At 48.9% G+C, this 24,814-nt stretch carries 24 protein-coding genes, 1 riboswitch and 1 other annotated feature; of the genes, 10 read left to right on the top strand and 14 right to left on the bottom strand.

Translation table 11 applies throughout. The annotated features are described in order from the left end of the window. Positions 1–48 precede the first annotated feature (48 nt). The 6 genes from uvrB to LKD70_RS06595 form a co-directional block, all read right to left on the bottom strand. A complete protein-coding gene (uvrB, locus tag LKD70_RS06620; protein ID WP_227707250.1) occupies positions 49–2,034 on the bottom strand; it encodes an excinuclease ABC subunit UvrB in 1,986 nt (661 codons plus the stop codon). 109 nt (positions 2,035–2,143) lie between these two features. Then, complete coding sequence (locus tag LKD70_RS06615) at positions 2,144–2,641, bottom strand: NADAR family protein (RefSeq protein WP_227707249.1); 498 nt, start codon at positions 2,639–2,641, stop codon at positions 2,144–2,146. A gap of 18 nt (positions 2,642–2,659) precedes the next feature. Next, complete coding sequence (locus LKD70_RS06610) at positions 2,660–3,106, bottom strand: hypothetical protein (RefSeq protein WP_227707248.1); 447 nt, start codon at positions 3,104–3,106, stop codon at positions 2,660–2,662. Positions 3,107–3,117: 11 nt separating this feature from the next. Beyond that, the gene (locus LKD70_RS06605) at positions 3,118–3,867 is read right to left on the bottom strand and encodes a DUF3990 domain-containing protein (RefSeq protein WP_227707247.1); all 750 of its coding nucleotides are present in this window, start codon (positions 3,865–3,867) and stop codon (positions 3,118–3,120) included. Between the two features lie 410 nt (positions 3,868–4,277). After that, a complete protein-coding gene (locus LKD70_RS06600) occupies positions 4,278–5,219 on the bottom strand; it encodes a DUF1848 domain-containing protein (RefSeq protein WP_227707246.1) in 942 nt (313 codons plus the stop codon). A gap of 59 nt (positions 5,220–5,278) precedes the next feature. Continuing rightward, entirely contained in the window at positions 5,279–6,166 is an 888-nt protein-coding gene (locus LKD70_RS06595) for an alpha/beta hydrolase (protein ID WP_227707245.1), read from the bottom strand. A 307-nt stretch (positions 6,167–6,473) separates the two neighbouring features. Between LKD70_RS06595 and LKD70_RS06590 the strand changes: the two genes are divergently transcribed. The 6 genes from LKD70_RS06590 to LKD70_RS06565 all read left to right on the top strand — a co-directional run bounded on the left by LKD70_RS06590 (position 6,474) and on the right by LKD70_RS06565 (position 10,118). Next, positions 6,474–7,037 (top strand): dihydrofolate reductase family protein, encoded by a 564-nt coding sequence (locus LKD70_RS06590; RefSeq protein ID WP_227707244.1) that lies wholly within the window; start codon positions 6,474–6,476, stop codon positions 7,035–7,037. Positions 7,038–7,204: 167 nt separating this feature from the next. After that, positions 7,205–8,026: a MerR family transcriptional regulator gene (locus LKD70_RS06585; protein WP_227707243.1), complete on the top strand. Its 822-nt coding sequence runs from the start codon at positions 7,205–7,207 to the stop codon at positions 8,024–8,026. Next, positions 8,023–8,907, top strand: a complete 885-nt coding sequence (locus LKD70_RS06580) for an ABC transporter ATP-binding protein (protein WP_407690919.1) — start codon at positions 8,023–8,025, stop codon at positions 8,905–8,907. Before LKD70_RS06585 ends, LKD70_RS06580 begins: the two co-directional genes overlap by 4 nt. Then, on the top strand, positions 8,904–9,617 hold the full coding sequence (locus tag LKD70_RS06575; RefSeq protein WP_227707242.1) for an ABC transporter permease: 714 nt from the start codon (positions 8,904–8,906) through the stop codon (positions 9,615–9,617). Before LKD70_RS06580 ends, LKD70_RS06575 begins: the two co-directional genes overlap by 4 nt. Positions 9,618–9,660: 43 nt before the next feature. Then, a complete protein-coding gene (locus LKD70_RS06570) occupies positions 9,661–9,912 on the top strand; it encodes a hypothetical protein (RefSeq protein ID WP_227707241.1) in 252 nt (83 codons plus the stop codon). An 8-nt stretch (positions 9,913–9,920) separates the two neighbouring features. Further along, a complete protein-coding gene (locus LKD70_RS06565; protein WP_227707240.1) occupies positions 9,921–10,118 on the top strand; it encodes a helix-turn-helix transcriptional regulator in 198 nt (65 codons plus the stop codon). A gap of 59 nt (positions 10,119–10,177) precedes the next feature. Here the strand turns inward: LKD70_RS06565 and leuS are convergent, their stop codons facing one another. Further along, positions 10,178–12,610: a leucine--tRNA ligase gene (leuS, locus tag LKD70_RS06560; protein ID WP_265104769.1), complete on the bottom strand. Its 2,433-nt coding sequence runs from the start codon at positions 12,608–12,610 to the stop codon at positions 10,178–10,180. A gap of 103 nt (positions 12,611–12,713) precedes the next feature. Further along, positions 12,714–12,972, bottom strand: a binding site (T-box leader). Between the two features lie 148 nt (positions 12,973–13,120). On the opposite strand from leuS, the gene LKD70_RS06555 reads away from it, so the two are divergent. Continuing rightward, positions 13,121–13,444, top strand: coding sequence for a sigma factor (locus LKD70_RS06555; RefSeq protein WP_227707239.1), 324 nt, complete (start codon positions 13,121–13,123; stop codon positions 13,442–13,444). After that, the gene (locus LKD70_RS06550; RefSeq protein WP_227707238.1) at positions 13,428–13,919 is read left to right on the top strand and encodes a hypothetical protein; all 492 of its coding nucleotides are present in this window, start codon (positions 13,428–13,430) and stop codon (positions 13,917–13,919) included. The genes LKD70_RS06555 and LKD70_RS06550 overlap by 17 nt, the downstream gene beginning before the upstream one ends. Positions 13,920–14,017: 98 nt before the next feature. Here LKD70_RS06550 and nrdG read toward each other — a convergent pair whose 3' ends face one another. Together nrdG and nrdD are read right to left on the bottom strand one after the other, a co-directional pair. Then, positions 14,018–14,557, bottom strand: coding sequence for an anaerobic ribonucleoside-triphosphate reductase activating protein (gene nrdG, locus LKD70_RS06545; protein WP_227707237.1), 540 nt, complete (start codon positions 14,555–14,557; stop codon positions 14,018–14,020). Next, positions 14,557–16,716 (bottom strand): anaerobic ribonucleoside-triphosphate reductase, encoded by a 2,160-nt coding sequence (nrdD, locus tag LKD70_RS06540; protein WP_227707236.1) that lies wholly within the window; start codon positions 16,714–16,716, stop codon positions 14,557–14,559. Before nrdD ends, nrdG begins: the two co-directional genes overlap by 1 nt. 364 nt (positions 16,717–17,080) lie before the next feature. Between nrdD and LKD70_RS06535 the strand changes: the two genes are divergently transcribed. After that, positions 17,081–18,568, top strand: a complete 1,488-nt coding sequence (locus LKD70_RS06535) for an aldehyde dehydrogenase family protein (RefSeq protein ID WP_227707235.1) — start codon at positions 17,081–17,083, stop codon at positions 18,566–18,568. Positions 18,569–18,694: 126 nt separating this feature from the next. On the opposite strand, the gene LKD70_RS06530 is transcribed toward LKD70_RS06535, so the two are convergent. From LKD70_RS06530 to LKD70_RS06515, 4 genes are all read right to left on the bottom strand, one after another. Then, positions 18,695–20,107 (bottom strand): alanine/glycine:cation symporter family protein, encoded by a 1,413-nt coding sequence (locus LKD70_RS06530; protein ID WP_227707234.1) that lies wholly within the window; start codon positions 20,105–20,107, stop codon positions 18,695–18,697. A gap of 2 nt (positions 20,108–20,109) precedes the next feature. Then, positions 20,110–20,260, bottom strand: a riboswitch (glycine riboswitch). A 98-nt stretch (positions 20,261–20,358) separates the two neighbouring features. Next, positions 20,359–21,141: a ZIP family metal transporter gene (locus tag LKD70_RS06525; protein WP_227707233.1), complete on the bottom strand. Its 783-nt coding sequence runs from the start codon at positions 21,139–21,141 to the stop codon at positions 20,359–20,361. Between the two features lie 153 nt (positions 21,142–21,294). Beyond that, positions 21,295–21,729, bottom strand: coding sequence for a flavodoxin (locus LKD70_RS06520; RefSeq protein WP_227707232.1), 435 nt, complete (start codon positions 21,727–21,729; stop codon positions 21,295–21,297). 18 nt (positions 21,730–21,747) lie between these two features. Next, entirely contained in the window at positions 21,748–22,341 is a 594-nt protein-coding gene (locus LKD70_RS06515; protein ID WP_227707231.1) for a DUF3793 family protein, read from the bottom strand. Between the two features lie 281 nt (positions 22,342–22,622). On the opposite strand from LKD70_RS06515, the gene LKD70_RS06510 reads away from it, so the two are divergent. Next, on the top strand, positions 22,623–23,039 hold the full coding sequence (locus LKD70_RS06510; RefSeq protein ID WP_227707230.1) for an AAA family ATPase: 417 nt from the start codon (positions 22,623–22,625) through the stop codon (positions 23,037–23,039). A gap of 131 nt (positions 23,040–23,170) precedes the next feature. Here the strand turns inward: LKD70_RS06510 and LKD70_RS06505 are convergent, their stop codons facing one another. After that, positions 23,171–24,769 carry a CvpA family protein gene (locus LKD70_RS06505; protein WP_227707229.1) on the bottom strand — a complete coding sequence of 533 codons (1,599 nt, stop codon included), beginning with the start codon at positions 24,767–24,769 and terminating at the stop codon, positions 23,171–23,173. Between the last annotated feature and the right edge of the window lie 45 nt (positions 24,770–24,814).

Below are 24,814 nucleotides of genomic sequence, written 5' to 3'. Positions count from 1 at the left end.
GTTTCCTTTCCTGTATATCAGTTATCGCGCCGCTGCCGCCCGGCCTGTCTACTCCAGGTCATTCAGCGTCTTTTTCAGTTCGACAAGCTTGTCACGCAGCTCCGCGGCGGTCTCGAAGTTCAGCTCCGCAGCCGCTTTCTTCATCTGCTTTGTGAGATCCGCAATCAGTTTTTCCAGTTCCTTTGCGCTCATGGACTCCGGATCTTTCTCCATGCGCATCTCTTCGGCAGCAACCTTCTTCGAGATACTGATCAGGTCACGGACAGACTTCTGAATCGTCTGCGGTGTGATTCCGTGTTCTTCGTTGTACTTCATCTGAATCTCACGGCGCCTCTTTGTCTCATCGATTGCCATCTGCATGGACTCTGTCACTGTATCCGCATACATAATGACATGCCCTTCCGCATTTCGCGCGGCACGGCCGATCGTCTGGATCAGTGAAGTTTCCGAACGGAGGAATCCTTCTTTGTCCGCGTCCAGTATGGCCACAAGCGTGATCTCCGGAATATCCAGACCCTCTCGCAGAAGGTTGATTCCGACAAGCACGTCAAATACATCCAGACGCATATCCCGGATAATCTCCGTCCGCTCAAGCGTATCCACGTCTGAGTGAAGATATTTCACACGGATGCCGACTTCGCGCATATAGTCGGTCAGGTCTTCCGCCATCCTCTTGGTCAGCGTTGTAACAAGCACTTTATTTTTCTTTGATACCTCTTTGTTGATCTCTCCGATCAGGTCATCAATCTGTCCTTCCACCGGGCGCACCGAAACCTCCGGATCGAGAAGTCCGGTAGGACGGATCACCTGCTCCGCACGGAGAAGTTCATGCTCCTCCTCATACGGTCCCGGGGTGGCAGACACAAACATGACCTGATTTATCTTACTCTCAAATTCTTCAAAATTCAAGGGGCGGTTGTCCTTCGCAGAGGGCAGGCGGAATCCATAGTCCACAAGCGTCGTCTTTCTCGACTGGTCGCCGTGATACATACCGCCGATCTGAGGAATCGTCTTGTGCGACTCATCAATCATCATGATAAAATCATCCGGAAAATAGTCGATCAGAGTATAGGGCGGCTGTCCCGGAGCAAGCCCCGCCAGATGGCGGGAATAATTCTCAATTCCGGAACAGAATCCTGTCTCTTTGAGCATTTCTATATCAAAGTTTGTCCTCTCCGCGATCCTCTGTGCCTCGAGAAGCTTGTCCTGGCGCTTAAACTCTTTCACCCGATCATCCAGTTCTTCCTCAATGTCGTGGACTGCTCTCTTGATATTTTCCTTATCCACCACGTAGTGGGATGCCGGGAAGATCGCCACGTGCTTCAGCTCGTCTTTGATCTCTCCGGTCAGAATGTCAATCTCCGTGATCCGGTCAATCTCATCTCCGAAGAACTCAACCCGGACCGCAGTCTCACTCTCGTAGGCGGGAATGATCTCCAGCACATCTCCCCTCACCCGGAATGTTCCCCTGTGAAAATCCATGTCATTCCGGTCATACTGAATCTCAATCAGCTTGGCCATCACTTCATCCCTGTCCTTCTCCATGCCCGGCCGGAGCGAAATCACCATGTTCTGGTAATCCACCGGGTTTCCCAGACCATAGATACAGGACACACTGGCAACAATAATCACGTCCCGCCGCTCCGTCAGCGCCATTGTGGCAGAGAGGCGAAGCTTGTCGATCTCATCGTTGATGGCGGAATCCTTGGCGATGTAGGTGTCGGAGGATGGAACGTAAGCCTCGGGCTGGTAGTAATCGTAGTAGGAGACAAAGTACTCTACGGCATTGTTCGGAAAAAATTCCTTGAACTCGCCGTAGAGCTGTGCCGCCAGAGTTTTGTTATGAGCAATAATCAGCGTCGGTTTATTCAATTGCTGGATGACGTTTGCCATCGTGAAGGTTTTTCCTGAGCCGGTGACACCGAGCAGGGTCTGGCACTGGTTGCCTTCCTTGAAACCTTTCACCAGATCGGCGATCGCCTGGGGCTGGTCGCCGGTGGGTTTGTATTCTGATACTAATTCAAAATGATCCATGACTATTCTTACTCCTCTTCGTGACAGATTTTCTTCGCACAATCCTGTAATTCAGCTTCTGTATGAAAACCGGCCTCTTCCGCTACATCGGAGAAGGCTTTTCAACATTCTAAAATGCGTAAGTCGCTCTATTTTGTTGCCTGATATCTTCCCTCACCCGCATCAAAACTTTCCCCAACAGATTTTGCCCTCTCCATTTATCAGGGCAAAGCCTGTTCTCATCTTTCATAGAAAGACCAATTCCCCAGATCCGATCTTTTACAGCGCATTCCGCGATTATATCTTCATCTGTCTGCTCCAGTTTTTCCGCAAGTTCAGGATTCTGACGGAATTTTTCAAGCACACCCCTGTAAACAATTTCTTCTCTTGCCTTTATCCAGATCTTATCATCAAAATACCGAACAGCTCTGCCTAACGCTTTTATTTCTGCCACATTATCTGTCTGTAAAATTTTTTCCGCTGTTTCCTGATCTTGAAAGAGCAATGCCTTTTCATACATCATATACTGCTCCATTGTAGAAAAGGTAACGCCAGCAACTGTAAATTCAGAAAAATACCAGTTACTCAAATATCCATTCTCTTCTTCTGGATTATGAAAACAGATCATATTTCTTTCCTCCCATAACTAACAGCAGATTGACGGTACATTAAACCCACACTGCTCTCCTACCTTACGAACAGCCACATACAAATCAAGATCATGCAGGCCGGGATATGCTTCAAACATAAATTTAACCGGGAGCAGTTTAACGACTTCTTTGCTTGGCAGTCGGTATATCCATTGAAATAATGCATAAAATTGTCCAATCCAGTTTGGAGCAAATCCTCCTGCCGTTTTTCCATGCTTTGGTTCATATTTATCATTTTCCAGGAAATAATTGTATAACGTTTCTGCATCCATTGTACAGACATAAGCCTGTCCTTCATCGACCATAGCTCTTGTATAGCTTTTCATATATGACTCTATAAAATCCGCCACATCAATCCCAGGATAATGTTCTTCTGCATATTCAAATAATTTTCCTTGATTTTCAACAATTTCTTCCAAGTAACTTTTACTGAACACTTCCATGATCTTACCTCTTATATTAATTTACTGAACACATTTTCAATCTTATTTTTATCAGAGTTAATCAAAGCATACATTGCCTCTCTTGCTGTTCTGTCACGCTGTGTATATTGTAGATTCACCTTATTATACTCAATTTCTCGCAACGCCGAAAAATCTTCTCTGAGACATTGAAATGCTTTTTCTGTCTTTAAACAGTACTGAATTCCCAAATCTCCCAATTTTAATAACTCTGGTAAGATATCAAGATCTACTTCATCCCGGACAAAACACTTGGCAATATAAAAATATGATGCATTTGCACGCCAGCCTTTGATCACGTCATATTTTTCTGTAGATACCTGATATTTTTGAATGAATTTAGGCGCTAATACTCTATATCTTCGCCCTGTATCTGCATCCCGATGTTTCATAAGCTCTGCAAGCCACGAAAGTATATCATATTCTTCAAAGTCCAATATCTTTAATTCGCTGGTATCCAGCACAAATTTATTTACCCAGCCATTTTTTTCGATCGGATTGCAGACAGACCATTCGGATGCTAATGCTGGACTCTCAGTCAGGTAAAATCCTTTTCCGTAATCATGCTTGTCATTTCCCAGGCCGTATGTGGGTTGCTCACCATTTACTGAAAGTATATCATGAAGTGAAATATGGACACTTTTGTCATATTTCTTTTTTAGCTCTTTTTCAAATTTAATAAAATAATCTTTCTGTGTTTCATACGTTGCTACAGAAAGCAGCTCATCACCTGCTGAAGTCAAAAAAATGCGTTATACTCTACCTTAATTTCCTGTTCAGAATTATTTTTCACTATAATAATTAAACCTCTGGGGGCATCAATAATACTGCTATAACCGCCCTTAGGCACAGTATGCCATCTTTTAGATGAATCTAAATTAATAATTCCTAATTCGCTAAGCCTCAATTGCTCTCTCCAGCTAATTCTTGCTCATTTTGTCCGCCTAGTATCATTCAGTCCGTTTACTCCTATTCCGTCCTCAAAATCTGTACAAAAGTTCCGTCTTCTCTGATAACCTGTTTTATTTTTTGGTATAGATTAGATGATGCCATGTATTGTTCCTCTTACAAAGTAGCGCCTGCAGAAAACCGAACAAATGTTCTTTTTCATTTTAGCTCATATCGTATCCGGTGTCAATTCTGGTTTGGCAATTCACTCCCACCTCATCTCCATCTGCCCGTCCCCGACCTTCTTCACCTTCCGCTCCGCAATCCGATCCCCTTCCTCCACATTTCCGATCAGCATCGGAGACTTCGGATCATGCAGCCGGATATTTCTCTCTATCCCGCTTAAGCTGTGATTCGCATAGCAATACTCACACAGATTCCGGCAGGAATTGTACGCACCGATATCAATACTCTCTGCGCACCCGCACTCTGCTCTCTGGTTTTTGTCCTTCCCGGCTGAGATCGTGTATCCGGCCAGTTCCCCCAGAAGCTCCGGATCGATGCAGTGTGCCTTTTTCACACCCCACTTTTCCAGATTTTCCGCCTCCGCACAGGCATATACCGTCATACCGTGCTTTCCGGCAGTATCTGAGAAATGCCGTGCGATCAGATGCATCTCATCCGCACTGACTTCTTTTACTCCCAGCCGCCGCATGGCGGAAGAAATATTCCGATACTGATCGACAAAGCTGATCACGCATTTTTCTGTCGAGTCCGCCAGAATACAAGCAAGCATCTCAAAATACCGCATATGCCTCTCAACCGTATATTTCTCGTTGATGAGAATCGGATCATACCGCCAGATCACCCTCCTTGGCCCGACTCTCCGGGCAAGCTCAAGAAATGACGGAATAATCACGCTGCGCTTTGACGGCAGTCCCGGTTCCACATCATCTCCGTACGGAGTGAGCGTAAACTGGAAATAGTATGAATAGTCGTCCAGCTCGCCAAGCCGTTCCAGCATACGGGATGGATTTTTCGTCCAGAAAACAATCCCATCCGTCACATCCGGGGAAATGTTGATCCGGCTGACCTGATGATAATTCATCGGATTCCGGACCAGCACATACCCTTCCTTTATTCTGTTAAAAAACCACTTTGAATAGTAAGACGGAATATCGGTCCGCCTGCTCGCACTGAGAATCATAATACTGCCGTCGTCTCCCTTTCTTCCGCCCGCAGTTCATCCGCCCATCCACAGTCTGCTCAACGCATATGCTCTCTGAAATACGCGCACTCCTCGTCGTTGCAGACCGCTCCCTCCACACATCTCATATTCAGATGGAACACATGGGGAAGACGGTTGTCCTTATCTCCATATAGCTTAAACGTAAACGGTACATTCTTCTCCGCCAGTTTCTCTGCCATGGCAGGAGCCTGCATTTTCACAAAATCATTGACCGCAGTCATAAGAAACACCGGCGGATAATTCTCTGTCACATGATTCACCGGAGAGATAAGCGCAAGTTCTCTCTCGCTGCCCTTCTCAGGCAGCAGATCTTTCATCAGCTCTCTTCTCATCTCATTCTCGTCCCCGGCCATCGCCACATCATACACTCCGCAGTTAAGCGCAGCCGCATTCAGCTTAAGCCCTTCTGGCACACGGAAGGGATACTGCGCCGCATATTCCGCATTGGTCAGCACGGCCGCATAAATTCCAAGAAGGTTTCCTCCCGCGGAATCGCCCACAGCAAACACATTCTTCGTGTCCATCCCGTACTCTTCCGCATGTTTCATCACCCAGGCAAAAACAAGATTCGTATCCTCGAGAGAGCTCGGATACTGAAATTCCGGCGCAAGACGGTAGGTGTAATTTACAACCGCAAACCCTCTCTGCGCAAGGCTCATACAGTAAAACTGATACAACTCCTTGTCCCCGTACACCCATCCCCCGCCGTGTACGCTCACGATTACAGGAAGCGTTTCCCCTGCTTTTTCCTTCGGCCGGTACACGTCAAGCATCTGCCATTTTGTGTCCGTTCCATAGCAGATATCGTCGTAGCGGACGACATCATCGGGTGTGGTAAGTCCGGCATCCCGTATATCGTCATTTTCCTTAAATGTTCTTCTCACATAATCACTCATCTGTGACATTTTTCTCTCTCCCTTCCGTTCCCGCCGCCGATATCCGGAACTCAAAACAGATCCGGCAGGCGGCCGTAATATAACAGTACGGCGAGCATGCGTCCCGCCAGCTGTTTTTATTTGTAACAAAACCGTATACACTGACTTTATTGTATCACTCTGCCCCGGAAAGTCCAGCACATAAAACCTTCCGGTACATACCTGCCTACTAAAACGCCTCTTCCCGCATCCTTTTTCAGAAGTTATAATATTCAGTGAAACCATGTTCCTGTATGGAAAGGACAAAAACGGCAAAACAGAACCGGAGGTGTAAACCATGAATAAACCATACACAATATGCCACATTTTAAGCTCTCTTGATGGAAAAATAAACGGACCTTTTATGGAAACAGAAAGTACGGCGGAACTGGCCGGAAAATATGCAGCACTGCGAAGCGAACTGGCTGCCGGTGCCTGGATGTACGGAACGACAACCACAAAGGAATTTACCAGTTTCGTCCGCCCGGTCCTGGCGGAAGTTTCTTCTGTCCCTGAGGGCGATTTTGTCGCGGACGAAAACGCTGATCTTTATTACGTCTCCGTGGATACAGAAGGGGAGATCGGATGGGAATCCGGGACTTTTTACTACCGGGGAACGACTCCCACTCACGTGATCGAGATTCTCACCGGCTCCACCCCGGTCTCCTACCCGGCATATCTGCGCCAGAGAGAAGTCTCCTACATTCTCGCCGGAGAAAATGAGCTGGACTGCAGGATGGCAATGGAAAAACTGTACGATCTCTTCCATATTAAAAAACTGCTGATCTGCGGAGGCGGCCTTGTAAACTGGAGTTTCCTTAACCCGCTTTCAGCGAGGAAGCTCCTGTGGAGTTCACGCTGAAGCGGGTTGAAAAAATCGGGGAAAACGGTCTGTACCTCAACTATCTGGTGCGCCATGAGCGATCCAGTCTGTAAGCGGCCAGAAGTGCTCAGTTCATTTTTCCTTTAACCCCCTTGCTCATGACGCTGCGTCATGAGCTATACTATTTCTACAGGAGGCGATAAGAAATGGAAAAACAGAAAGTAATTTCAAAAGGACAAAAAGCAATTCCAGAAGGATATATGACTGTAGGCGAGGTTGCCAAAAAGATGGACGTCACTGTGCGCACTCTGCAGCATTACGACAGAGAAGGGCTTCTCTCTCCTTCCGCCGTAAGCGAAGGCGGCCGTAGGCTCTACACAGACAGGGATATCGTAAAGCTCCATCAGATCCTTTCTCTAAAGCATCTGGGATTCTCTCTGGATGATATAAAAAACCGGCTCATCCCCCTTGACACACCGTCAGAGGTAGCCGGGGTTCTCTCGGAACAGGCCGCCGCTCTCCGCCGGAAAATAGACTCTCTCTCAGACTCTCTTAAAGACCTGGAACTGCTCAGGGAAGAAGTACTGAACATGCAGACCGTTGATTTCAAAAAATATGCAGACATTATCGTAAATCTGCAGATGGACAATGAGTTCTACTGGCTGATCAAACACTTTGACGATGAGATGCTGGATCATATCCGCACTCGTTTCGACAAAGACAGCGGGCAGGCGTTTATGGACACCTTCCTGAATCTTCAGGAGGAAGCGCTGCGTCTGAAAAAAGCAAATGTCCCCGCTGACAGCAGCGAAGGACAGCAGTTTGCAAAAGCATACTGGGAAATGATCACCGAATTTACCGGAGGAGATATGAGTATGCTTCCCCGGCTCATGGAGCTGGGACAGTTTGACGGGGCCGACAGTGACTGGAAAAACAAACAGGCCGACGCCGGAGCCTATGTCGGACAGGTGCTGGAGGTCTATTTCTCCCGGCTTGGAATCAACCCGTTTCAGGAGGACGCAAAATGAAAGATCAGATGTCAGACGCTCTGCTCGTCACCGGACTGCACAAAAACTATGGAGACCATGCCGTGTTAAAGGGTGTTGATTTTTCTGTACGCCGGGGCGAGATCTTCGCACTGCTCGGCAGCAACGGAGCAGGCAAGACGACAACCCTTGAATGTATCGAAGGACTTCGCAGATATGACAGCGGAACTATCACAGTAAACGGCAGAACCGGCATCCAGCTTCAGTCGGCTTCTCTGCCGGAACATATCAGGGCAATGGAAGCGGTCAGACTCTTTGCCGGGTGGAATCGCACCTCTGCCGACGAAACGATGCTCTCCTCCCTCGGCATAGGAGAGCTTTCCGGAAAACAGTATTATCAGCTCTCAACAGGCCAGAAACGCCGTCTTCATCTGGCTCTCGCACTGATCCGCGATCCTGATATTCTGTTCCTGGACGAACCGACTGCAGGACTCGACGTAGAAGCACGAATCTCGCTTCACAGACAGATCCGCAGGCTGAAAGAGCAGGGAAAAACCATCATACTCGCAAGCCATGACATGGCCGAAGTCGAAACTCTGTGTGACCGGATCGCCATTCTGGCCGGCGGGAAAATCGCTTTTATCGGTACAGTCCCCGAACTCAATGAACAGGTGGGCAGACATTATAAGATCACGGTCCGGGTTGAGAGACCGGGGCAAACCCTTTCCGAATACCGGGAAGAACTCTTCCCTGAAAACGGAACCGAAACATACGAAACATACGAATCCGACGATATCGCGGAAACGCTCCTCTCCCTGCTTGGACAGTACAAAAAAGACGGAACCGTCATCTCCGATATCCGTGTGGACCGGGGTTCGCTGGAACAGCATTTTATGAAGATCGCAAAGGAGAATAACAGATGAAAGCTTTTTTATACGGAGCTGGACTGCAATGGAAACTTGACATAAGAAGCAGGACAATGCTCATCACCTGCTACCTCGTCCCGCTTCTTTTCTTCGCTGTGATGGGCGGAATCTTTACTTCTGTCATGCCGGAGACAAAGGGTACGCTGATCCAGTCCATGACCGTGTTCGGCGTGACAATGGGCGCCCTCATCGGGGTTCCGCCCTCTCTCGTGGAAATATACGGAAGCGGCATCAAAAAGATGTATCAGGCAAACGGCGTCCCTCTCTGGCTCGGCCTTATCCTGACCGTTCTGTCTTCCTTCATCCATCTGATGATCATGAGCGTCATTCTCTTTCTCGCCGCGCCGCCCGCTTTCGGCGCTGAGATTCCGGAAAATCCGGGAATGTACTTTCTCTGCACCGCCATCTTCACGGCAGTATCACTTGGCGTCGCGGCCGTAATCGGGCTGGCCGTAAAAGACCAGGCGAAAACCTCTATGATTTCGATCATTGCTTTTCTGCCCTCTGTCATGCTCTCCGGGATCATGTTTCCTGCTGATCTGCTCCCGGAAGCGCTTGAAACTGCGGGAAAACTCCTTCCTGCATCGTGGGGATATAAACTGATGACTGCATCGGCATTTTCCCCCGGAGGTACGGCGCCTCTTCTTCTGATCTTTACCGCCGCGTTCTGTCTGTGTGCTCTTCTGCTTCACAGAATTGATAAATAAAGTTCTATGGCTGGACTGTTACAAAAAGCGATTCAAGCTTGCCATGGCCGCATGGGTTCTTTTCAACTGCTGGCAGTCACTTGCACACGGGACAGAATATGAACCTCTGCCTGTCCTCATCCTGTGTCTCGCCACAAGTGTACAGTTTTTCTCCCAAACAGCCATCCGGCAGAAAATGATTGCCGGCGATGATGAGTACAAAGAGCCGAACCGTCTGCTGCAGATGATCCTTCTCACTGTCATTTTCCTGATTGTACTTCTGTCTGTGGGAACATATCTCGCAGTGACGCTGTAGCTAAAGCTATGAAGAACACAGTAAAACAACTCAGAAAACAGGCCGGAATGCGCCAGGAGGATATGGCCAGGCTCCTGGGCGTCAGCCGCCAGACAATCATTGCCATCGAAAATGACAAATACAACCCGACTCTGGAGCTTGCAATGAAAATCGCAAAGCTGCTGGGACTCCATGTGGATGAGATCTTCTTTCTGGATGAAGAGTAGAATACAATAAACAAATCAGCGGCGCAAACACTGCACAGAGTGTTCACGCCGCTTCATTATTATTTCATCACAATATTGATAATCTTCTTCGGCACATAGATCTCCTTGATCACATTGCCTGTCAGTTTATCCGCAATCGCTTCTTTTCCTGCCGCGATTGCCTCGTCTTTCGCCGCCTCAGCGGAAATGCTGATAACCGCTCTTGTCTTGCCGTTGATCTGAACCGGAATCTGGATCTCATCGTCCTTCATCTCGTTCTCGTCATAGCTCGGCCATCCCGCCTTGAAGACAGTCTCCGTGTGGCCTAACTGCTCCCACATCTCCTCTGCAAAGTGAGGTGCAAACGGGGAGAGAAGCACTGCGATCGTCTCCAGAGTCTCTCTGTCGATTCCGCCCTCTTTCTTCGCAACTTCCATGAACTTGTTATTGTACTCCATGAATCCGGAAATAACCGTATTCAGGCTGAAGCTCTCCAGACGGCTTGTGATATCGTAAACCATTTTGTGGCGGAGACGGACCATCTCTTTTGTCGCCTTGATATCCGCGTCCTTGCTCTCCATAAGCAGGTTCCAGAGACGTTTCAGGAAACGGTTGACGCCGTCGATTCCTCTGTCATCCCACTCCGCATCCAGCTCCGGCGGACCTACGAAGAGCTCATACATTCTCAGGGAATCACAGCCGTAATCGCGTACAAGGTCGTCCGGGGAAACGACATTTCCTTTGGACTTGCTCATCTTGATTCCGTTCTTTCCGGTGATCATTCCCTGGTTGAACAGCTTGTGGAACGGCTCGTCAAAGTCGATCACGCCGATATCGCACAGGAACTTTGTATAGAATCTGGAATACAGAAGATGAAGCACCGCATGCTCCACACCGCCGATATACATATCAACAGGAAGCATCTCGTCTGCCTTCTCTCTGGAAACCAGCTCTTTGTCGTTGTGATTATCCACATAGCGCAGGAAATACCAGGAAGAACCTGCCCACTGAGGCATGGTGTTTGTCTCTCTCTTCGCCGGTTTTCCGCACTTCGGGCACTTGCAGTTCACCCACTCGTCGATGGCCGCAAGCGGGGACTCCCCTGTCCCTGTAGGCTCGTAGGACTCCACGTCCGGAAGGGTAAGCGGAAGCTCCTCCTCCGGCACCGGCACGCAGCCGCAGTCCGGGCAGTGTACAATCGGGATCGGCTCTCCCCAGTAGCGCTGACGGGAGAATACCCAGTCACGGAGCTTGTAGTTTACCGTCGCGCGGCCGATGCCCCGCTCTTCGATAATGTGCGGCGCTTCTTTCTTAAGCACTGCGGACTCCATCCCGTTCCACTCGCCGGAATTGATCATTGTTCCTGACGCCTCTGTGTACGCTTCCGTCATATTCTCAATCTCTTTTCCGTCCTTTGCGATAACCTGGACGATCGGGATATCAAACTTCTTCGCGAACTCAAAGTCACGGTCATCGTGAGCCGGCACGCACATGATGGCTCCTGTACCGTAGTCTGCCAGCACGTAATCAGACAGCCAGATCGGCGTCTTCGCCCCGTTTAACGGGTTGATCGCATAGCTTCCCGTAAACACGCCGGTCTTCTCCTTATCCTGCATACGGTCTACATTTGACTTCATGGAAGCCTCGTAAATGTATTTCTCCACTGCCTCTTTCGTCTCAGGCGTTGCAAGGGATGCAGCCAGCTCATGCTCCGGAGCGAGCACCATGAAAGTAGCTCCGTAGAGCGTATCCGGTCTCGTCGTGTAGACTGTGATCTTCTCATCTCTTCCGTCAACCGGGAAGTCTACCTCAGCGCCGTAGGACTTTCCGATCCAGTCTGTCTGCATCTTCTTAACCTTCTCCGGCCAGTCCAGTTTATCCAGGTCATTTAACAGACGGTCCGCATACTTCGTGATCCGAAGCATCCACTGGCGAAGGTTCTTCTTCGTCACTTCAGAACCGCAGCGCTCGCATTTTCCGTTTACAACTTCCTCGTTCGCCAGACCGGTCTTACAGGACGGGCACCAGTTGATCGGGAACTCCTTCTCATACGCAAGACCTTCCTTAAACATCTTGACGAAAATCCACTGCGTCCATTTGTAGAACGCCGGATCCGTCGTATTTACTTCCATATCCCAGTCGTAAAGAGCTGCGATATCGTTGATCTGCTTCTTAATGTTTGCCACGTTCTCAGCTGTGGATTTTGCCGGGTGAACGCCCATTTTGATGGCATAGTTCTCTGCCGGAAGTCCGAACGCATCCCATCCCATCGGGTGAATGATGTAGTAACCCTGCTGCAGTTTATAACGGCTCCACACATCAGAAATCACGTATCCTCTCCAGTGTCCTACGTGAAGTCCGTTTCCCGACGGATACGGGAACATGTCAAGGCAGTAGTATTTCGGTTTTTTCTTTCCGCTGTCATCCACCTTCGGATTAACCGGATTCTCCTCCCATTTCTCACGCCATTTCTTCTCAATGGCTCTGTGGTTGTACATAATCTTTGTACCCATGTGGTGATTCCTCTCTTTCAAATGTTTTCATGCAGGAAATATGCCTCCGGCAGGCCTTTTCGCCGCCCGACGGCATAAAGAAAGCCTTTTCTCTCTGAACACTTCAAGAGACGAAAAGGCTTGTTTCCGTGGTACCACTCTTGTTCATCTGCCGCATTGAGAAGAGAAAACTCTGCCGCTTTTCCTTCTTTCCGTGGCAAATGCACTCATTGATTCTGTAACGGGAATACCCGCCTCCGCCTACTTCTGTTTTTCAGCGGAAGAACTCCGGGGCCAGTTCAGAGTTTGCGCCGCTGCCTCTCACCGTCCGGCAGCTCTCTGGAAAACGGTACGCTCCTACTATTCCCCTTCTTTGTCTTTTACAATATACTCATTTATTATAGGAAGAAGCTCCGTATAAGTCAAGGAAAACTTTCTGCAACCGGACACTTGCTTTTCGAGTCTAATCTATGTAAAGTCAATACGACAAAAAGAGCGCTCTTTACACGAACAGAAAGGAGCCCCTGCTTTATGAACAGGGAGGAAGAAATACGACTCGTCCGCAAGGCAGTCCGGGGCAATCCGGATGCCTACGGACAGCTTATCCGCCAGTATCAGGAATATCTGTACAGGATGGCATTTCTGCAGATGAAAAATGAGCAGGATGCCCTCGACCTGGTCGGCTCTGTAATATTGAAAGGATATCAGAATATAAAAGATCTGAAAAATCCGGAATGGTTTAAAACGTGGATTTGTCTGCACAGAAGAGTCCCTGACCCTCTCTGTCAAAATCGAGTCAGAAGAACCGTTCTCCGAAGAGTTCCGCACCGCCGGCACCGTGAATCCCTATCTTGACCTTAAGGGAGAATTTACCGATGAAAACACCTTTGTCGGAATGACGCGCATCGAGTTCAGTCTCTACCCGTATGTAGAATATGAAATTCCGGACACATTCCAGTGGGATCTCACAATCACAGAGCTTATCCCCATGTGGGGACAGCAGGACAGCACGCTGATGCTCTCCGGAGAATGGAACTTCTCAACTAAGATCACACGTCAGGAGATCGACACAAAAACTGTTGAGGTCAACCAGTACGGTCCCGACGGTCAGGGCGTCTCCTCTGTCACCGTCACACCGTATGAAGTCAGAGTAGCCTACTCTTTCAGCGAGGCCGCCGCAGAACAGGGTGCCGTTCCAGCCGGATACACCGTTCTGCTCGACGCTGACGGGAAATATATCCCTGACAAAATCGGTATGTTCTCTCCGGAAGGACTTAACCTCTCGGAGATTACCGTATGTATCTCGAAGAGACCTGCGTATACAAAATAGAGATTCCTCTGTAAATATATTTTGCATCAGAACCCCCGGCGTCAGTTTTCTGCCATGAGCAGACTCCGACGCCGCGGTTTTTCTTTTGAAGATATATTTCACATGCCTCTGCGCACCTTCGGCTCCCACGCTGTGACCGTACCGGATTGAAGCGTCTTTTTTACATCGATGATACGCTGATTGGAGGAGCCGCGAAACACAAGCCGGATATCCTTTAATGCCTCCACAAATCTCCCATCAACCAGAATGTCGATCATGGACAGCATCTCATCCGTGTATTCACATCTCGCCCGGCTTTTGTTTAACAGATCCCGATCAAACAAATACCCTGTATAACACCATACCGTTTTTTCCGGGAAACGTTCTCTCACCTTTTTCAAAAGACCAATAATCGTCCTCTGGTTCTGCGGCTCAAAGGGCTCCCCGCCGAGAAGGCTCAGCCCGTCTATATAGTCCGGCGCAAGTGCGGATAAAATCTCTTCTTCCGTCTCGTCTGTATACGGTTTCCCGTAATCAAAATCCCACGTTTCCCGGTTAAAACACCCCGGACAGTGGTGGGTACACCCGGATACGAAAAGGGAGACTCTCACTCCCTCCCCGTTTGCAATATCACATTTTTTTATCTCTCCGTAATTCATTACAGATGAAGCACCCTCTCTTTAATCTCCTGGGTTCTGCCCTGGTTCCAGAACTGTGTTCCGATATAGCCGCATGTACGTCTTGCCACATTCAGCGTATCCTGGTTTCGGTTTCCGCAGTGAGGGCACTCCCACACAAGCTTTCCTTCCTCTGTTGTCACAATACGGATTTCTCCGTCATATCCGCATTCCTGGCAGTAATCGCTCTTTGTATTAAGCTCCGCATACATGATATTGTCATAGATAAAGCGTATAACCTGAAGTACTGCCGGAATATTGTCCTGCATATTCGGTACCTCCACGTAGCTGATCGCCCCTCCTGTGGAGAGTGCCTGGAACTGGGACTCAAATTTCAGTTTTGAGAAAGCGTCAATCTCCTCGCCCACATGGACATGATAGCTGTTCGTAATATAGCTCTTGTCCGTCACGCCCGGCACAATGCCGAACCGTTTCTGCAGGCACTTCGCGAACTTGTACGTCGTGCTTTCAATCGGCGAACCGTAGATGCTGAATCCGATGTTTGTCTCTGCTTTCCACTTGTCGCACGCCTCATTCATATGTTTCATCACATCCAGGGCAAACGGCGTTGCCTCCGGGTCTGTATGTGATTTGCCTGTCATATACTTCACACACTCATAAAGTCCCGCATATCCGAGAGAGATCGTGGAATATCCGCCGTAGAGCAGCTTATCGATCGTCTCCCCTTTCTTAAGTCTTGCCAGCGCGCCGAACTGCCAGAGAATCGGCGCCGCGTCGGAGAGAGTTCCCTTCAGCCTGTTGTGTCGGCACATCAGCGCGCGATAGCACAGTTCCAGCCTGTCATCGAAGATCTTCCAGAACTTGTCCATATCCCCGCCGGAAGAAAGCGCCACGTCCACAAGGTTGATCGTCACAACGCCCTGGTTGAAGCGGCCATAGAACTTATAATTTCCGTTCTCATCCTTCCACGGGCTAAGCGCGCTTCTGCATCCCATCACAGGGAAGCAGTTCCCTTCTTTGAGCTCTTTCATCTTCTTCTCTGAAATATAGTCCGGTACAAGGCGTTTTGATGTACACTTCGCAGCCAGTTCGGTCAGATAATAGTACGGGGTTCCCTCCTCGATATTGTCCTCCTCAAGCACGTAAATCAGCTTCGGGAACGCCGGTGTCACCCATACGCCGGCCTCGTTTTTTACTCCCTGATATCGCTGACGCAGCGTCTCCTCGATAATCATGGCCAGATCCCTCTTCTCTGACTCCGACTTTGCCTCATTTAAGTACATAAATACAGTAAGGAAAGGAGCCTGCCCGTTGGTTGTCATCAGCGTAATCACCTGATATTCAATGGTCTGCACGCCTTTTGTAATTTCCTTTTTCAGACGGCCCTCCACAATCTCATGAAGCTTCTCCTTCGGGCAGTCAAATCCGATGGTTTCCATCTCTTTTATGACTTCCGCTCTGATCTTATCCCTTGACACCTGTACAAACGGCGCAAGATGCGCCAGAGAAATACTCTGTCCTCCGTACTGGTTGCTGGCCACCTGCGCGATGATCTGCGTCGCGATATTGCATGCGGTAGAAAAGCTGTGCGGCTTCTCGATCATTGTCCCGCTGATCACCGTACCGTTCTGAAGCATATCCTCCAGATTGACCAGATCGCAGTTATGCATGTGCTGCGCATAGTAATCCGAATCATGAAAATGGATAATTCCCTCTTTGTCCGCCTCCACAATGTCCTCCGGAAGGAGCATTCTCTGAGTCAGGTCCCTGCTGACTTCTCCTGCCATATAGTCTCGCTGAACACTGTTCACCGCCGGATTCTTATTTGAATTTTCCTGTTTTACATCCTCATTATTGCACTCGATCAGCGAAAGAATCCTGTTGTCCGTCGTGTTTGCCCTGCGCACGAGAGATCTCTTATAACGGTATCTCACATATCTTCTCGCCAGCTCGAAAGCGCCTGTGGCCATGATCTGGTTCTCCACCATATCCTGGATTTCCTCCACAGACACCGCTCTCTTCAGTTTATTACATTTAAATTCAACAAACTCCGCGATATCCTCAATCTGCGAATCTGTAAGGCACCTTCCTTCTGTGGAGCTGTCCGCCTTCGTGATCGCTCTGATAATCTTTTTAATGTCAAATACTTCTTCCGCGCCGTTTCTCTTGATAATCTGCATTCGTCTGTCTCCTTAATCGTGCATTTTCACTGTACTCTGCCCCGTATACCGTTCACCTGCCTTTACATGAAGGTTTTTAGGGCAGAAGCACTGTACGGAATTTATTCTAATACAAAATATAGTAGAATGCAATCCCAAAAACACACGATCATGTATTTTCAGAACTTGTTATTCATGTCCATGATTATCATGAAAAAGAAATATTTACATGTCATCTGCGAAGTGTATTGTCAAACTTTTATCAAATTTATCTGATAATTCCATTGTTAAATCTTTAATTTTTGTTGACTTCGAGTATATTTCGTGATAATTATAAAAATAGCAGGAAATATTCACAATAACACAGAATGAAAGGAGGATTTTTATGCAGAACGTGAAACTTCAGGACAAATATCAGTTATTTATCGGAGGACAGTGGAAAGACGCCTCCGATGGGGCAACATTTAAGACATTCTGCCCGGCTGACGGCCGCGTTCTTGCAGAATGCGCCGAGGCAACCCGGGAAGATGTTGATGACGCGGTTAAAGCCGCATGGACGGCATTTGCCTCATGGAAAAATGTTCCGGTCAACGAACGGGCCGCCATCTTAAATAAAATCGCGGATATTATCGATGAAAACGCGGAATTTCTCGCAATGGTTGAGTCGCTCGACAACGGCAAGCCCATCAGGGAAACTCTCTCTGTTGATATCCCGTATTCCGCACAGCACTTCCGCTACTTCGCAGGATGCATCATGGCAGACGAAGGAAGCGCTTCCATCCTCGGCACAGATACACTTAGTCTGATACTCCGCGAACCGATCGGTGTTGTAGGGCAGATTGTTCCCTGGAATTTTCCGTTTCTGATGGCTGCATGGAAGCTTGCCCCGGTTCTTGCAAGCGGCTGCTGCACCGTGTTTAAGACGTCAAGCACCACACCTTTAAGCGTACTTGAACTTGCACGCCTGATTCAGGATGTAGTGCCTGCCGGAGTCTTCAATGTAATCACCGGAGCCGGATCAAAATCCGGTCAGTACATGCTTGAGCACAAGGGCTTCCGCAAACTTGCATTCACCGGCTCTACAGAAGTCGGACGAAATGTAGCGTTGGCCGCGGCCGAAAAGCTGATCCCCTCCACGCTGGAGCTGGGCGGCAAATCCGCCAATATCTTCTTTGATGACTGTGACTGGGAGATGGCAATGGACGGTCTGCAGATGGGTATTCTTTTCAACCAGGGCCAGGTATGCTGCGCAGGCTCCCGTGTGTTCGTACAGGAAGACATTTATGACCGGTTCGTAGAAGATGCGGTAAACCGCTTCAATCAGGTAAAAGTGGGAATGCCCTGGGAGAAAGATACGCAGATGGGTGCCCAGATCAACCGGCATCAGATGGAAAAAATATTAAAATATGTTGAAATCGGAAAAGAAGAAGGCGCGGAAGTACTCTGCGGTGGTTATCAGATCACAGACGGAGGACTGGAAAACGGCTGCTTTATCCGTCCTACGCTCCTCGGGAATGTAACAAATGACATGCGTGTCGCTCAGGAGGAGATCTTCGGACCGGTGGCATGTGTCCTGAAATTTAAGGACGAAGACGAAGTCATCGCAATGGCAAACGACAGTGAATACGGCCTGGGCGGCGCGGTATGGACCCGTGACATCAACCGGGCGCTGCGCGTATCCAGGGCTGTTGAGACAGGCCGTATGTGGGTAAATACATACAACGCAATACCGGAAGGCGCTCCGTTCGGCGGATACAAGGCTTCCGGAATCGGCCGCGAGACACATAAAGTTATTTTGGAACATTATACCCAGATGAAAAATATAATGATTAATATGGGCGAGGCCCCGACCGGGTTCTATCCCGCAAAATAGGATTCACATAAATTCAGAGTGAAGGAAAGCCGCGGCGGCTATGGCTGATGTCCCTCCTGGAACAGCCATAGCCGCCGCGGCTCTTTTGATTCCGTCTGTCTTGTTTTCGTTTTTTAATATACCCGGTTATCTGCTTTCTTTCAGTCTGGCAAAGTAATCTCTCGACTCTTTGACAACAACACCGTTTAGTACCAGCAGAGCCACCAGGTTCGGGAATGCCATCAAAGCGTTAAAAATATCCGCGATATTCCACACAGCGGCAACTGTCATAAACGGTCCGATAAACACGGCAAGTATGTAAAGCCATCTGTATCCCGTAACTACGGCCTGCTTTCTGTTGAAAAGATATTCAACGCAGCGCTCTCCATAATAATTCCATCCGAGAATCGTTGTAAACGCGAAGAATACAAGGCAGAGCATCAGGGCAAACGATGCCACCACAGGCGGGAAGGGAAGCCCCTTCTGGAATGCATCCATCGTGATCTCCACTCCTTCCAGATCCGGATTTGCCCAGGAGCCGGCGATCACAATCGAGAGTCCGGTCATCGTGCAGATGATAATCGTGTCGATAAACGTTCCTGTCATGGAGACAAGTCCCTGCCTCGCCGGTTCTTTTGTCACGGCAGCAGCCGCCGCAATGGGCGCGCTTCCAAGCCCGGATTCATTGGAAAAGATTCCCCTGGCAATTCCCTGCTGCATTGCCATTACCATTGTTCCCATCACGCCTCCCGCAAGGGCACTGCCTGTAAAGGCTGATTTTACGATACTCACAAATGCCGCGGGAACAGCCGTTATATTTGTAAATATTACGATCAGCGCAAGTCCCACATAAAGAATCGCCATAAACGGAACGACAACTTCGGAAACCTTCGCGATTCGTTTCAGTCCGCCAAGCACGACAAGGCCGACACACAGAGTCAGTATGATGCAGGCGATCACAGTTGCCCAGGAATACTCCATTCCAAACAGGGACACCGTATGTGCTGCTTTCGGGTCAAAAAACGTTGTCACCGCAGATGAAATACTGTTCACCTGGGTAAAAGTGCCGATTCCGAACAGGCCGACACATGCTCCGAAAAAAGCGAACAGCTTTGCCAGCCACCTCCATTTTTTCCCCATACCGTTTTCGATATAGTAGAACGGGCCTCCAAGCACGTGGCCCTCCTTATCGACCGTTCTGTACTTAATCGCCAGAAGACCTTCCGCATACTTGGTAGCCATCCCGAAAAAAGCCGCCACAACCATCCAGAAAAGCGCACCCGGTCCTCCCGCTGCGATCGCGGTTGCAACACCGGCAATATTTCCCGTTCCGATCGTTGCGGACAGTGCGGTGCACAGCGCCCCGAAACTTGACACTTCCCCGTGCCCCTCATCTTCGTTTTTCACCATGAACCTGAAAGCTTTGCCGAGATGCCTTACCTGAAGAAGGCCCAGCCTGACTGTGAGCAGAAATCCTGTAAACAGGATCAGAATAATCAGCGGAAGCCCCCACACAGCTCCCTGCACTACAGTAATAATTTGATTGATTTGCTCAAACATTCCTTTATACCTCCATCCTTTTGCCTGAGAGACTCACGGCATCTCTCCCGTCAGAACAGAGATCCCGCTTACACCTTCGGCGCTCCTGTATGCAGAAAGGCCGGTTAATGTCATCCGCCTTTATACATAAAGAGACTCTCCTGAGTTTACCGCGCAGAAAATTCGGCCTTTCTGCGCGGCAAATAAAAGAATATCACTTATTGCACATAATTGCAAGCCATCATTCACAATTATCTTGCCATACTTCACTTCTATCCGAGTGCCACATCCAGAATCATCATCAGCACAAAACCGACTGCAACACCGATGGTGCTGATATTTGAATGTTCCCCTGTCTGGGCTTCCGGAATCAGTTCTTCCACAACCACATAGATCATAGCTCCCGCCGCAAAGGACAGAAGATACGGCAGAAGCGGAACGACAAACGACGTCAGCAGGATTGTGACAAGCGCAGCTGCCGGCTCCACGATGCCGGAAAGCGCCCCGTATGCAAATGCCCTGGGTTTTGAAAGTCCCTGGCTTTGAAGCGGCATGGATATGATGGCCCCCTCCGGGAAGTTCTGAATGGCGATTCCCACTGAAAGCGCAAATGCCCCGGCCAGAGTCATAGACGCATTCTCCGAGAGAACGCCCGCGAAGGTAACTCCCACCGCCATGCCTTCCGGTATATTGTGGAGCGTCACCGCAAGGACAAGCATGGTTGTTTTTTTTAAATGGGACGGCATTCCCTCCGGCTTGTCGTCCGTAAAATGCAGATGCGGCGTTACCGTGTCAAGGATGAGCAGGAACCCCATCCCCAGCAGGAATCCGACTGCCGGCGGCATCCAGGAGATTCCTCCCTTTTCTTCCGCCATCTCGATCGCGGGAATGAGAAGCGACCAGACAGAAGCTGCCATCATCACTCCCGATGCGAACCCGAGCAGAAGCTTCTGAAGCTGTCCGCTCATCTCCTTCTTCATAAAAAAAACCATTGCCGAGCCAAGAGCGGTCCCGGCAAATGGTATCAATATTCCAATCAATGTGTTCTGATCCATTAATCTGCCCCCTGTGCATTATATTATTCAGGCACTGGCAATCGGAAATCTTCTGGAAAATATTTTTCATCCCCTTGCCTGAACCCTGTATCATCATATGCACAATACGGCAGTTTTGTCAATGTATAACCCGCTGAATCTTCCCTTTTCTGATCACTGTACTTCCGCCGCCAGGTCTTTTCCCGCCGCACGGCACTGCTCAAGCGCCTCTTCATCCGGAGTCTCGTTGGCAATAATTCCCTCCTCTCTGACAAGAACCGCCCCTGCAGCTTTCATGCGTTCTGCCCAGTCTCTCATCCACTCTCCGTCTCCCCATCCGTAGGAGCCGAAAAGAAGAATTTTTCTTCCTGATACAAGAGGCTCAAGAGCTTCCACAAAAGGTTCCATCTCACTTTCTTCAAGCTGCTCTGCACCCATGGACGGGCATCCGAGTGCAAACGCATTCTCTGACGCAAGCGCGGCTGCGTCCGCGCCGCCTACCTCCATAACATTTGCCTCTGCTCCGGCAGCCCGAATGCCTTCTGCCACAGCTTCTGCCATCATCTGGGTATTTCCGGTTCCACTCCAATAAACTACTGGTACACTCATATTTTCTCCTCCATTTCATTACTGCCCTGCGGCGATTTCCCGGATACTCTTTCCGGTCAGAAATTCATTGACTGCACAGTCTTTTGCGCGGTCATATTCCCTGAAAATCATCCCCGCCCGCTCCGTATCTCCATATACCTTCCAGTATCCGGTCATCCGGTATCGCTGTCCCCTGTTTTCGATAAAGCCCCTGATATCTTCCTCCGGGTACCCGAGAAAAATGCCGATCTCATGCGGGAATCCCATTCCCCTCTCCGCAAAAGTCCTCACCCGGTTCTTAAGGCGGCGGAGCATTTCATAAAGCGGCATGCCGCCGTAACCGTACTCTCCGGCCAGCGCGTTCACGCACGAACTGTTCAGATACTTTTCAAGCTCAGCGGGACGGTAAAAAAGGACAAGGCATTTTCCCTCTGATTCAGAAAGCCTGTACCAGGCAATCTCTGTCTCCTTAAACAGTTCTTCGAGCACCCCGTACAGTGCGGTATCCACCGATATGACACAGGATACCTTCAGTCCTTTTAAAAAAGGCGCACACTGGAGTACCACCTGAAATGCAAGCCTCAGCCTGAGGTCACTGTTTTTCAGAAAATACGACAAAACTTCTGCAGGCATAATTCCTCCTTCCGGCCGTTTTTCTCCCATTTATATTCCCGTTTACAGGGCCACACAGCAGAGAATTTCAGCGGCATATTTTGAGAATGATTTTCAATTGATTGAATCTTATCACACTGCGGCATTGTTTTCAATATCATTTTTGAGAACATTTATCATTTTATGTTTTTTATTTTTATCCTTTTTTTAGTTGTTCCCCACATTGCTTTAGTGTATAATGATTTTAAGATATTTGAGAGGTGATATTCTCAAACAATACATACATAAAGGAGAGATTCGCCATGGTAAATTTAATAACAGGTCCACGCGGCAGTGGAAAAACACAGCAGATGATCGAACTTGCAAATGAGAAGGTGAAAACTTCCAATGGAAACGTAGTATTGATCAAAAAGAGCCACAAGGATACTTACACCGTTGACTTTAACATCCGCGCAATCCGTATGGCAGATTATCCCGACATCCTCACTCTTGAAGAATTCGTAGGATTTCTCTATGGCATGGTAGCCGGCAACCATGATATCGAAGTCATTTTTATCGACAGTGTTCTGAAACAGGCAAATATCACGCTTGAAAGCCTCCCGGCATTTCTTCAGAAACTGAATAAAATTTCCAGTGAAAACAACATTGATTTCTATCTCAGTGTCAGCGCTGAGAAGAACGACATTCCGGATGTTGATTCATACACTGTGCTGAACTGACCGAAAATCAGAAAAATCAGAATTGAATACAGAGTAACGACGGCAAAGCCGCCGGCCCGCAGACAAAATATTCCGCGGGCCGGCGGCTCTTCTTTTCCCGAATTGTTCCGGCCCCCGGCAGGGGGCCGTCTCTATTTCAGGGAAACAACCGTATTTGTTTCCTCTCCCTCTTTATATTCTATTGTAATCTCATCTCCGACATTATAGCGGATCACATCGATAAAATCCACAACCGGCACATCGAAAATCTCTTCCGATCCTTCCACCATAATATAATAGTGTGAATTTCCATCGATTACTCCCTGCGCAATCCGCGTAATCGCTCCTGTGACAGTCTGCACATCCCGGGTATCTTCTTCCACTTCACGGATTCCGTTCTCGTACATCAGCGACGTGTACTGTTCTTCACACTCGCTGACTGTATCCCCGGTTGCAACGATCTGATACCGCTGCACATTTACCATGGCATACATCTTCACAAGACCCGCATCGTCCTTGAGCGCGATAAAGTATGTCGGCTCACCGGAGATATTCAGAAGGAGCGGGAACGTGGCCGTATAATGCAGGTTCTGCACCTGGCCTTCAGCGGACGCCATGGCAGATGCCTCAGTCGCCCCTTCCACTTCATAGAATTTTGTCTCCATTGTTCTCTGGTTCATCAGCACAAACCCGACGTTTGACTGATCTCCCGTAATGGAAGTAACTCCGGTGTATACCCACACATCGTCATTGATCGCAAGGTAGTTATACCCGTCTGTTGTTGCAAGGCAGTCCCGCTGCCCGAGCACACTGTTCAGGAAACCGTGCTTGAGCGTCCCGTGATAATCATACAGCTCTACAAGCATATCCGCGGAGTACGCCCGGTCAATCCACTGAGGCGCGTCCTCAACAGCATAATCCTGTGTTTCCCCGGTAATCGCGTTGCACAGAACGACTCTTCCGATCGTCACACCTCCGAACAGGCCGATATTATATTTCTTCACCGGACAGATCCAGTAAGGCGTCCCCTCATCATCCACTTCAAAACTCAGGTCATTGAAAATATAGGTCGGATAACGGAACCGCAGATGCCGGTAAATGTTCCGGTTGAAATGGTCGCTTGTCGTATATTTCATGCCTTCGTCCAGCTTCACAAGTTCCGTCTCCTGTGTCGCCATATCAATCTTGATATAGGCAGGAATGCCCTCGCTCTGGTTTGTCAGCCACTTGACGATGCTGGCATATTTCAGCGGAGACACCCGCACCGGACGATCCTGATAGTTAATCTGGGAATACAGTTCATCCACCTCAAACTGAGACACCATGTCCACCATGCTTCCCATAACCCTGTTCCCGAGAAGCGTTGCGGAATCCCTGTCAAGAAGCGGAATCTGGTCAAATGAAAGTTCCTCAATGTCCTTTGTAAACTCCCCGTTTTCCACAGTCATAAGCTGCTGGTACTTTTTCGCGTTCACAATGGGTGACGAGAGGACCGCGCCGACGATATAGATGATCACAACAGCCGCCAGCAGTCCCAGAATCAGCTTAAGTCCCTTTGATTCTTTCAGTTCATATCTGCTGAGCCTTTTCCTTCTGGCAAAAACGACAGCGGCCAGAATAAGCAGCGCCGCAAGAAATATCCAGAATTCCGTCGCATGAATATTGATCGCGGGCAGGGCTGCGTAGTAGTACACGCCGAGAAGTATGATAACCGCCGCAACAGCGATCAGTCTGTTCCTGAAGCTTTTCATATTGTCTTTTTCCTTTCCTCTAGATTCTATCGTCTGAACCTTCTG

This window comes from Ruminococcus turbiniformis (genome assembly GCF_020687545.1).
GTDB lineage: Bacteria > Bacillota > Clostridia > Lachnospirales > Lachnospiraceae > Mediterraneibacter > Mediterraneibacter turbiniformis.
Note: the sequence above shows the minus strand (reverse complement) of the source record. Positions and strands in the feature narration are given on the sequence as shown.

Bases quoted from the DNA above. Each gene is read 5' to 3' on its own strand.
- uvrB (WP_227707250.1), bottom strand. From the start codon at position 2,034: ATGGATCATTTTGAATTAGTATCAGAATACAAACCCACCGGCGACCAG.
- LKD70_RS06595 (WP_227707245.1), bottom strand. From the start codon at position 6,166: ATGTCACAGATGAGTGATTATGTGAGAAGAACATTTAAGGAAAATGAC.
- LKD70_RS06525 (WP_227707233.1), bottom strand. From the start codon at position 21,141: ATGGATCAGAACACATTGATTGGAATATTGATACCATTTGCCGGGACC.
- LKD70_RS06505 (WP_227707229.1), bottom strand. From the start codon at position 24,769: ATGAAAAGCTTCAGGAACAGACTGATCGCTGTTGCGGCGGTTATCATA.
- LKD70_RS06570 (WP_227707241.1), top strand. From the start codon at position 9,661: ATGGCCGCATGGGTTCTTTTCAACTGCTGGCAGTCACTTGCACACGGG.
- LKD70_RS06520 (WP_227707232.1), bottom strand. From the start codon at position 21,729: ATGAGTGTACCAGTAGTTTATTGGAGTGGAACCGGAAATACCCAGATG.
- LKD70_RS06535 (WP_227707235.1), top strand. From the start codon at position 17,081: ATGCAGAACGTGAAACTTCAGGACAAATATCAGTTATTTATCGGAGGA.
- LKD70_RS06565 (WP_227707240.1), top strand. From the start codon at position 9,921: ATGAAGAACACAGTAAAACAACTCAGAAAACAGGCCGGAATGCGCCAG.
- nrdG (WP_227707237.1), bottom strand. From the start codon at position 14,557: ATGAATTACGGAGAGATAAAAAAATGTGATATTGCAAACGGGGAGGGA.
- LKD70_RS06580 (WP_407690919.1), top strand. From the start codon at position 8,023: ATGAAAGATCAGATGTCAGACGCTCTGCTCGTCACCGGACTGCACAAA.
- LKD70_RS06575 (WP_227707242.1), top strand. From the start codon at position 8,904: ATGAAAGCTTTTTTATACGGAGCTGGACTGCAATGGAAACTTGACATA.
- LKD70_RS06530 (WP_227707234.1), bottom strand. From the start codon at position 20,107: ATGTTTGAGCAAATCAATCAAATTATTACTGTAGTGCAGGGAGCTGTG.
- LKD70_RS06610 (WP_227707248.1), bottom strand. From the start codon at position 3,106: ATGGAAGTGTTCAGTAAAAGTTACTTGGAAGAAATTGTTGAAAATCAA.
- LKD70_RS06615 (WP_227707249.1), bottom strand. From the start codon at position 2,641: ATGATCTGTTTTCATAATCCAGAAGAAGAGAATGGATATTTGAGTAAC.
- LKD70_RS06590 (WP_227707244.1), top strand. From the start codon at position 6,474: ATGAATAAACCATACACAATATGCCACATTTTAAGCTCTCTTGATGGA.
- LKD70_RS06515 (WP_227707231.1), bottom strand. From the start codon at position 22,341: ATGCCTGCAGAAGTTTTGTCGTATTTTCTGAAAAACAGTGACCTCAGG.
- LKD70_RS06555 (WP_227707239.1), top strand. From the start codon at position 13,121: ATGAACAGGGAGGAAGAAATACGACTCGTCCGCAAGGCAGTCCGGGGC.
- leuS (WP_265104769.1), bottom strand. From the start codon at position 12,610: ATGGGTACAAAGATTATGTACAACCACAGAGCCATTGAGAAGAAATGG.
- LKD70_RS06585 (WP_227707243.1), top strand. From the start codon at position 7,205: ATGGAAAAACAGAAAGTAATTTCAAAAGGACAAAAAGCAATTCCAGAA.
- LKD70_RS06510 (WP_227707230.1), top strand. From the start codon at position 22,623: ATGGTAAATTTAATAACAGGTCCACGCGGCAGTGGAAAAACACAGCAG.
- nrdD (WP_227707236.1), bottom strand. From the start codon at position 16,716: ATGCAGATTATCAAGAGAAACGGCGCGGAAGAAGTATTTGACATTAAA.
- LKD70_RS06600 (WP_227707246.1), bottom strand. From the start codon at position 5,219: ATGATTCTCAGTGCGAGCAGGCGGACCGATATTCCGTCTTACTATTCA.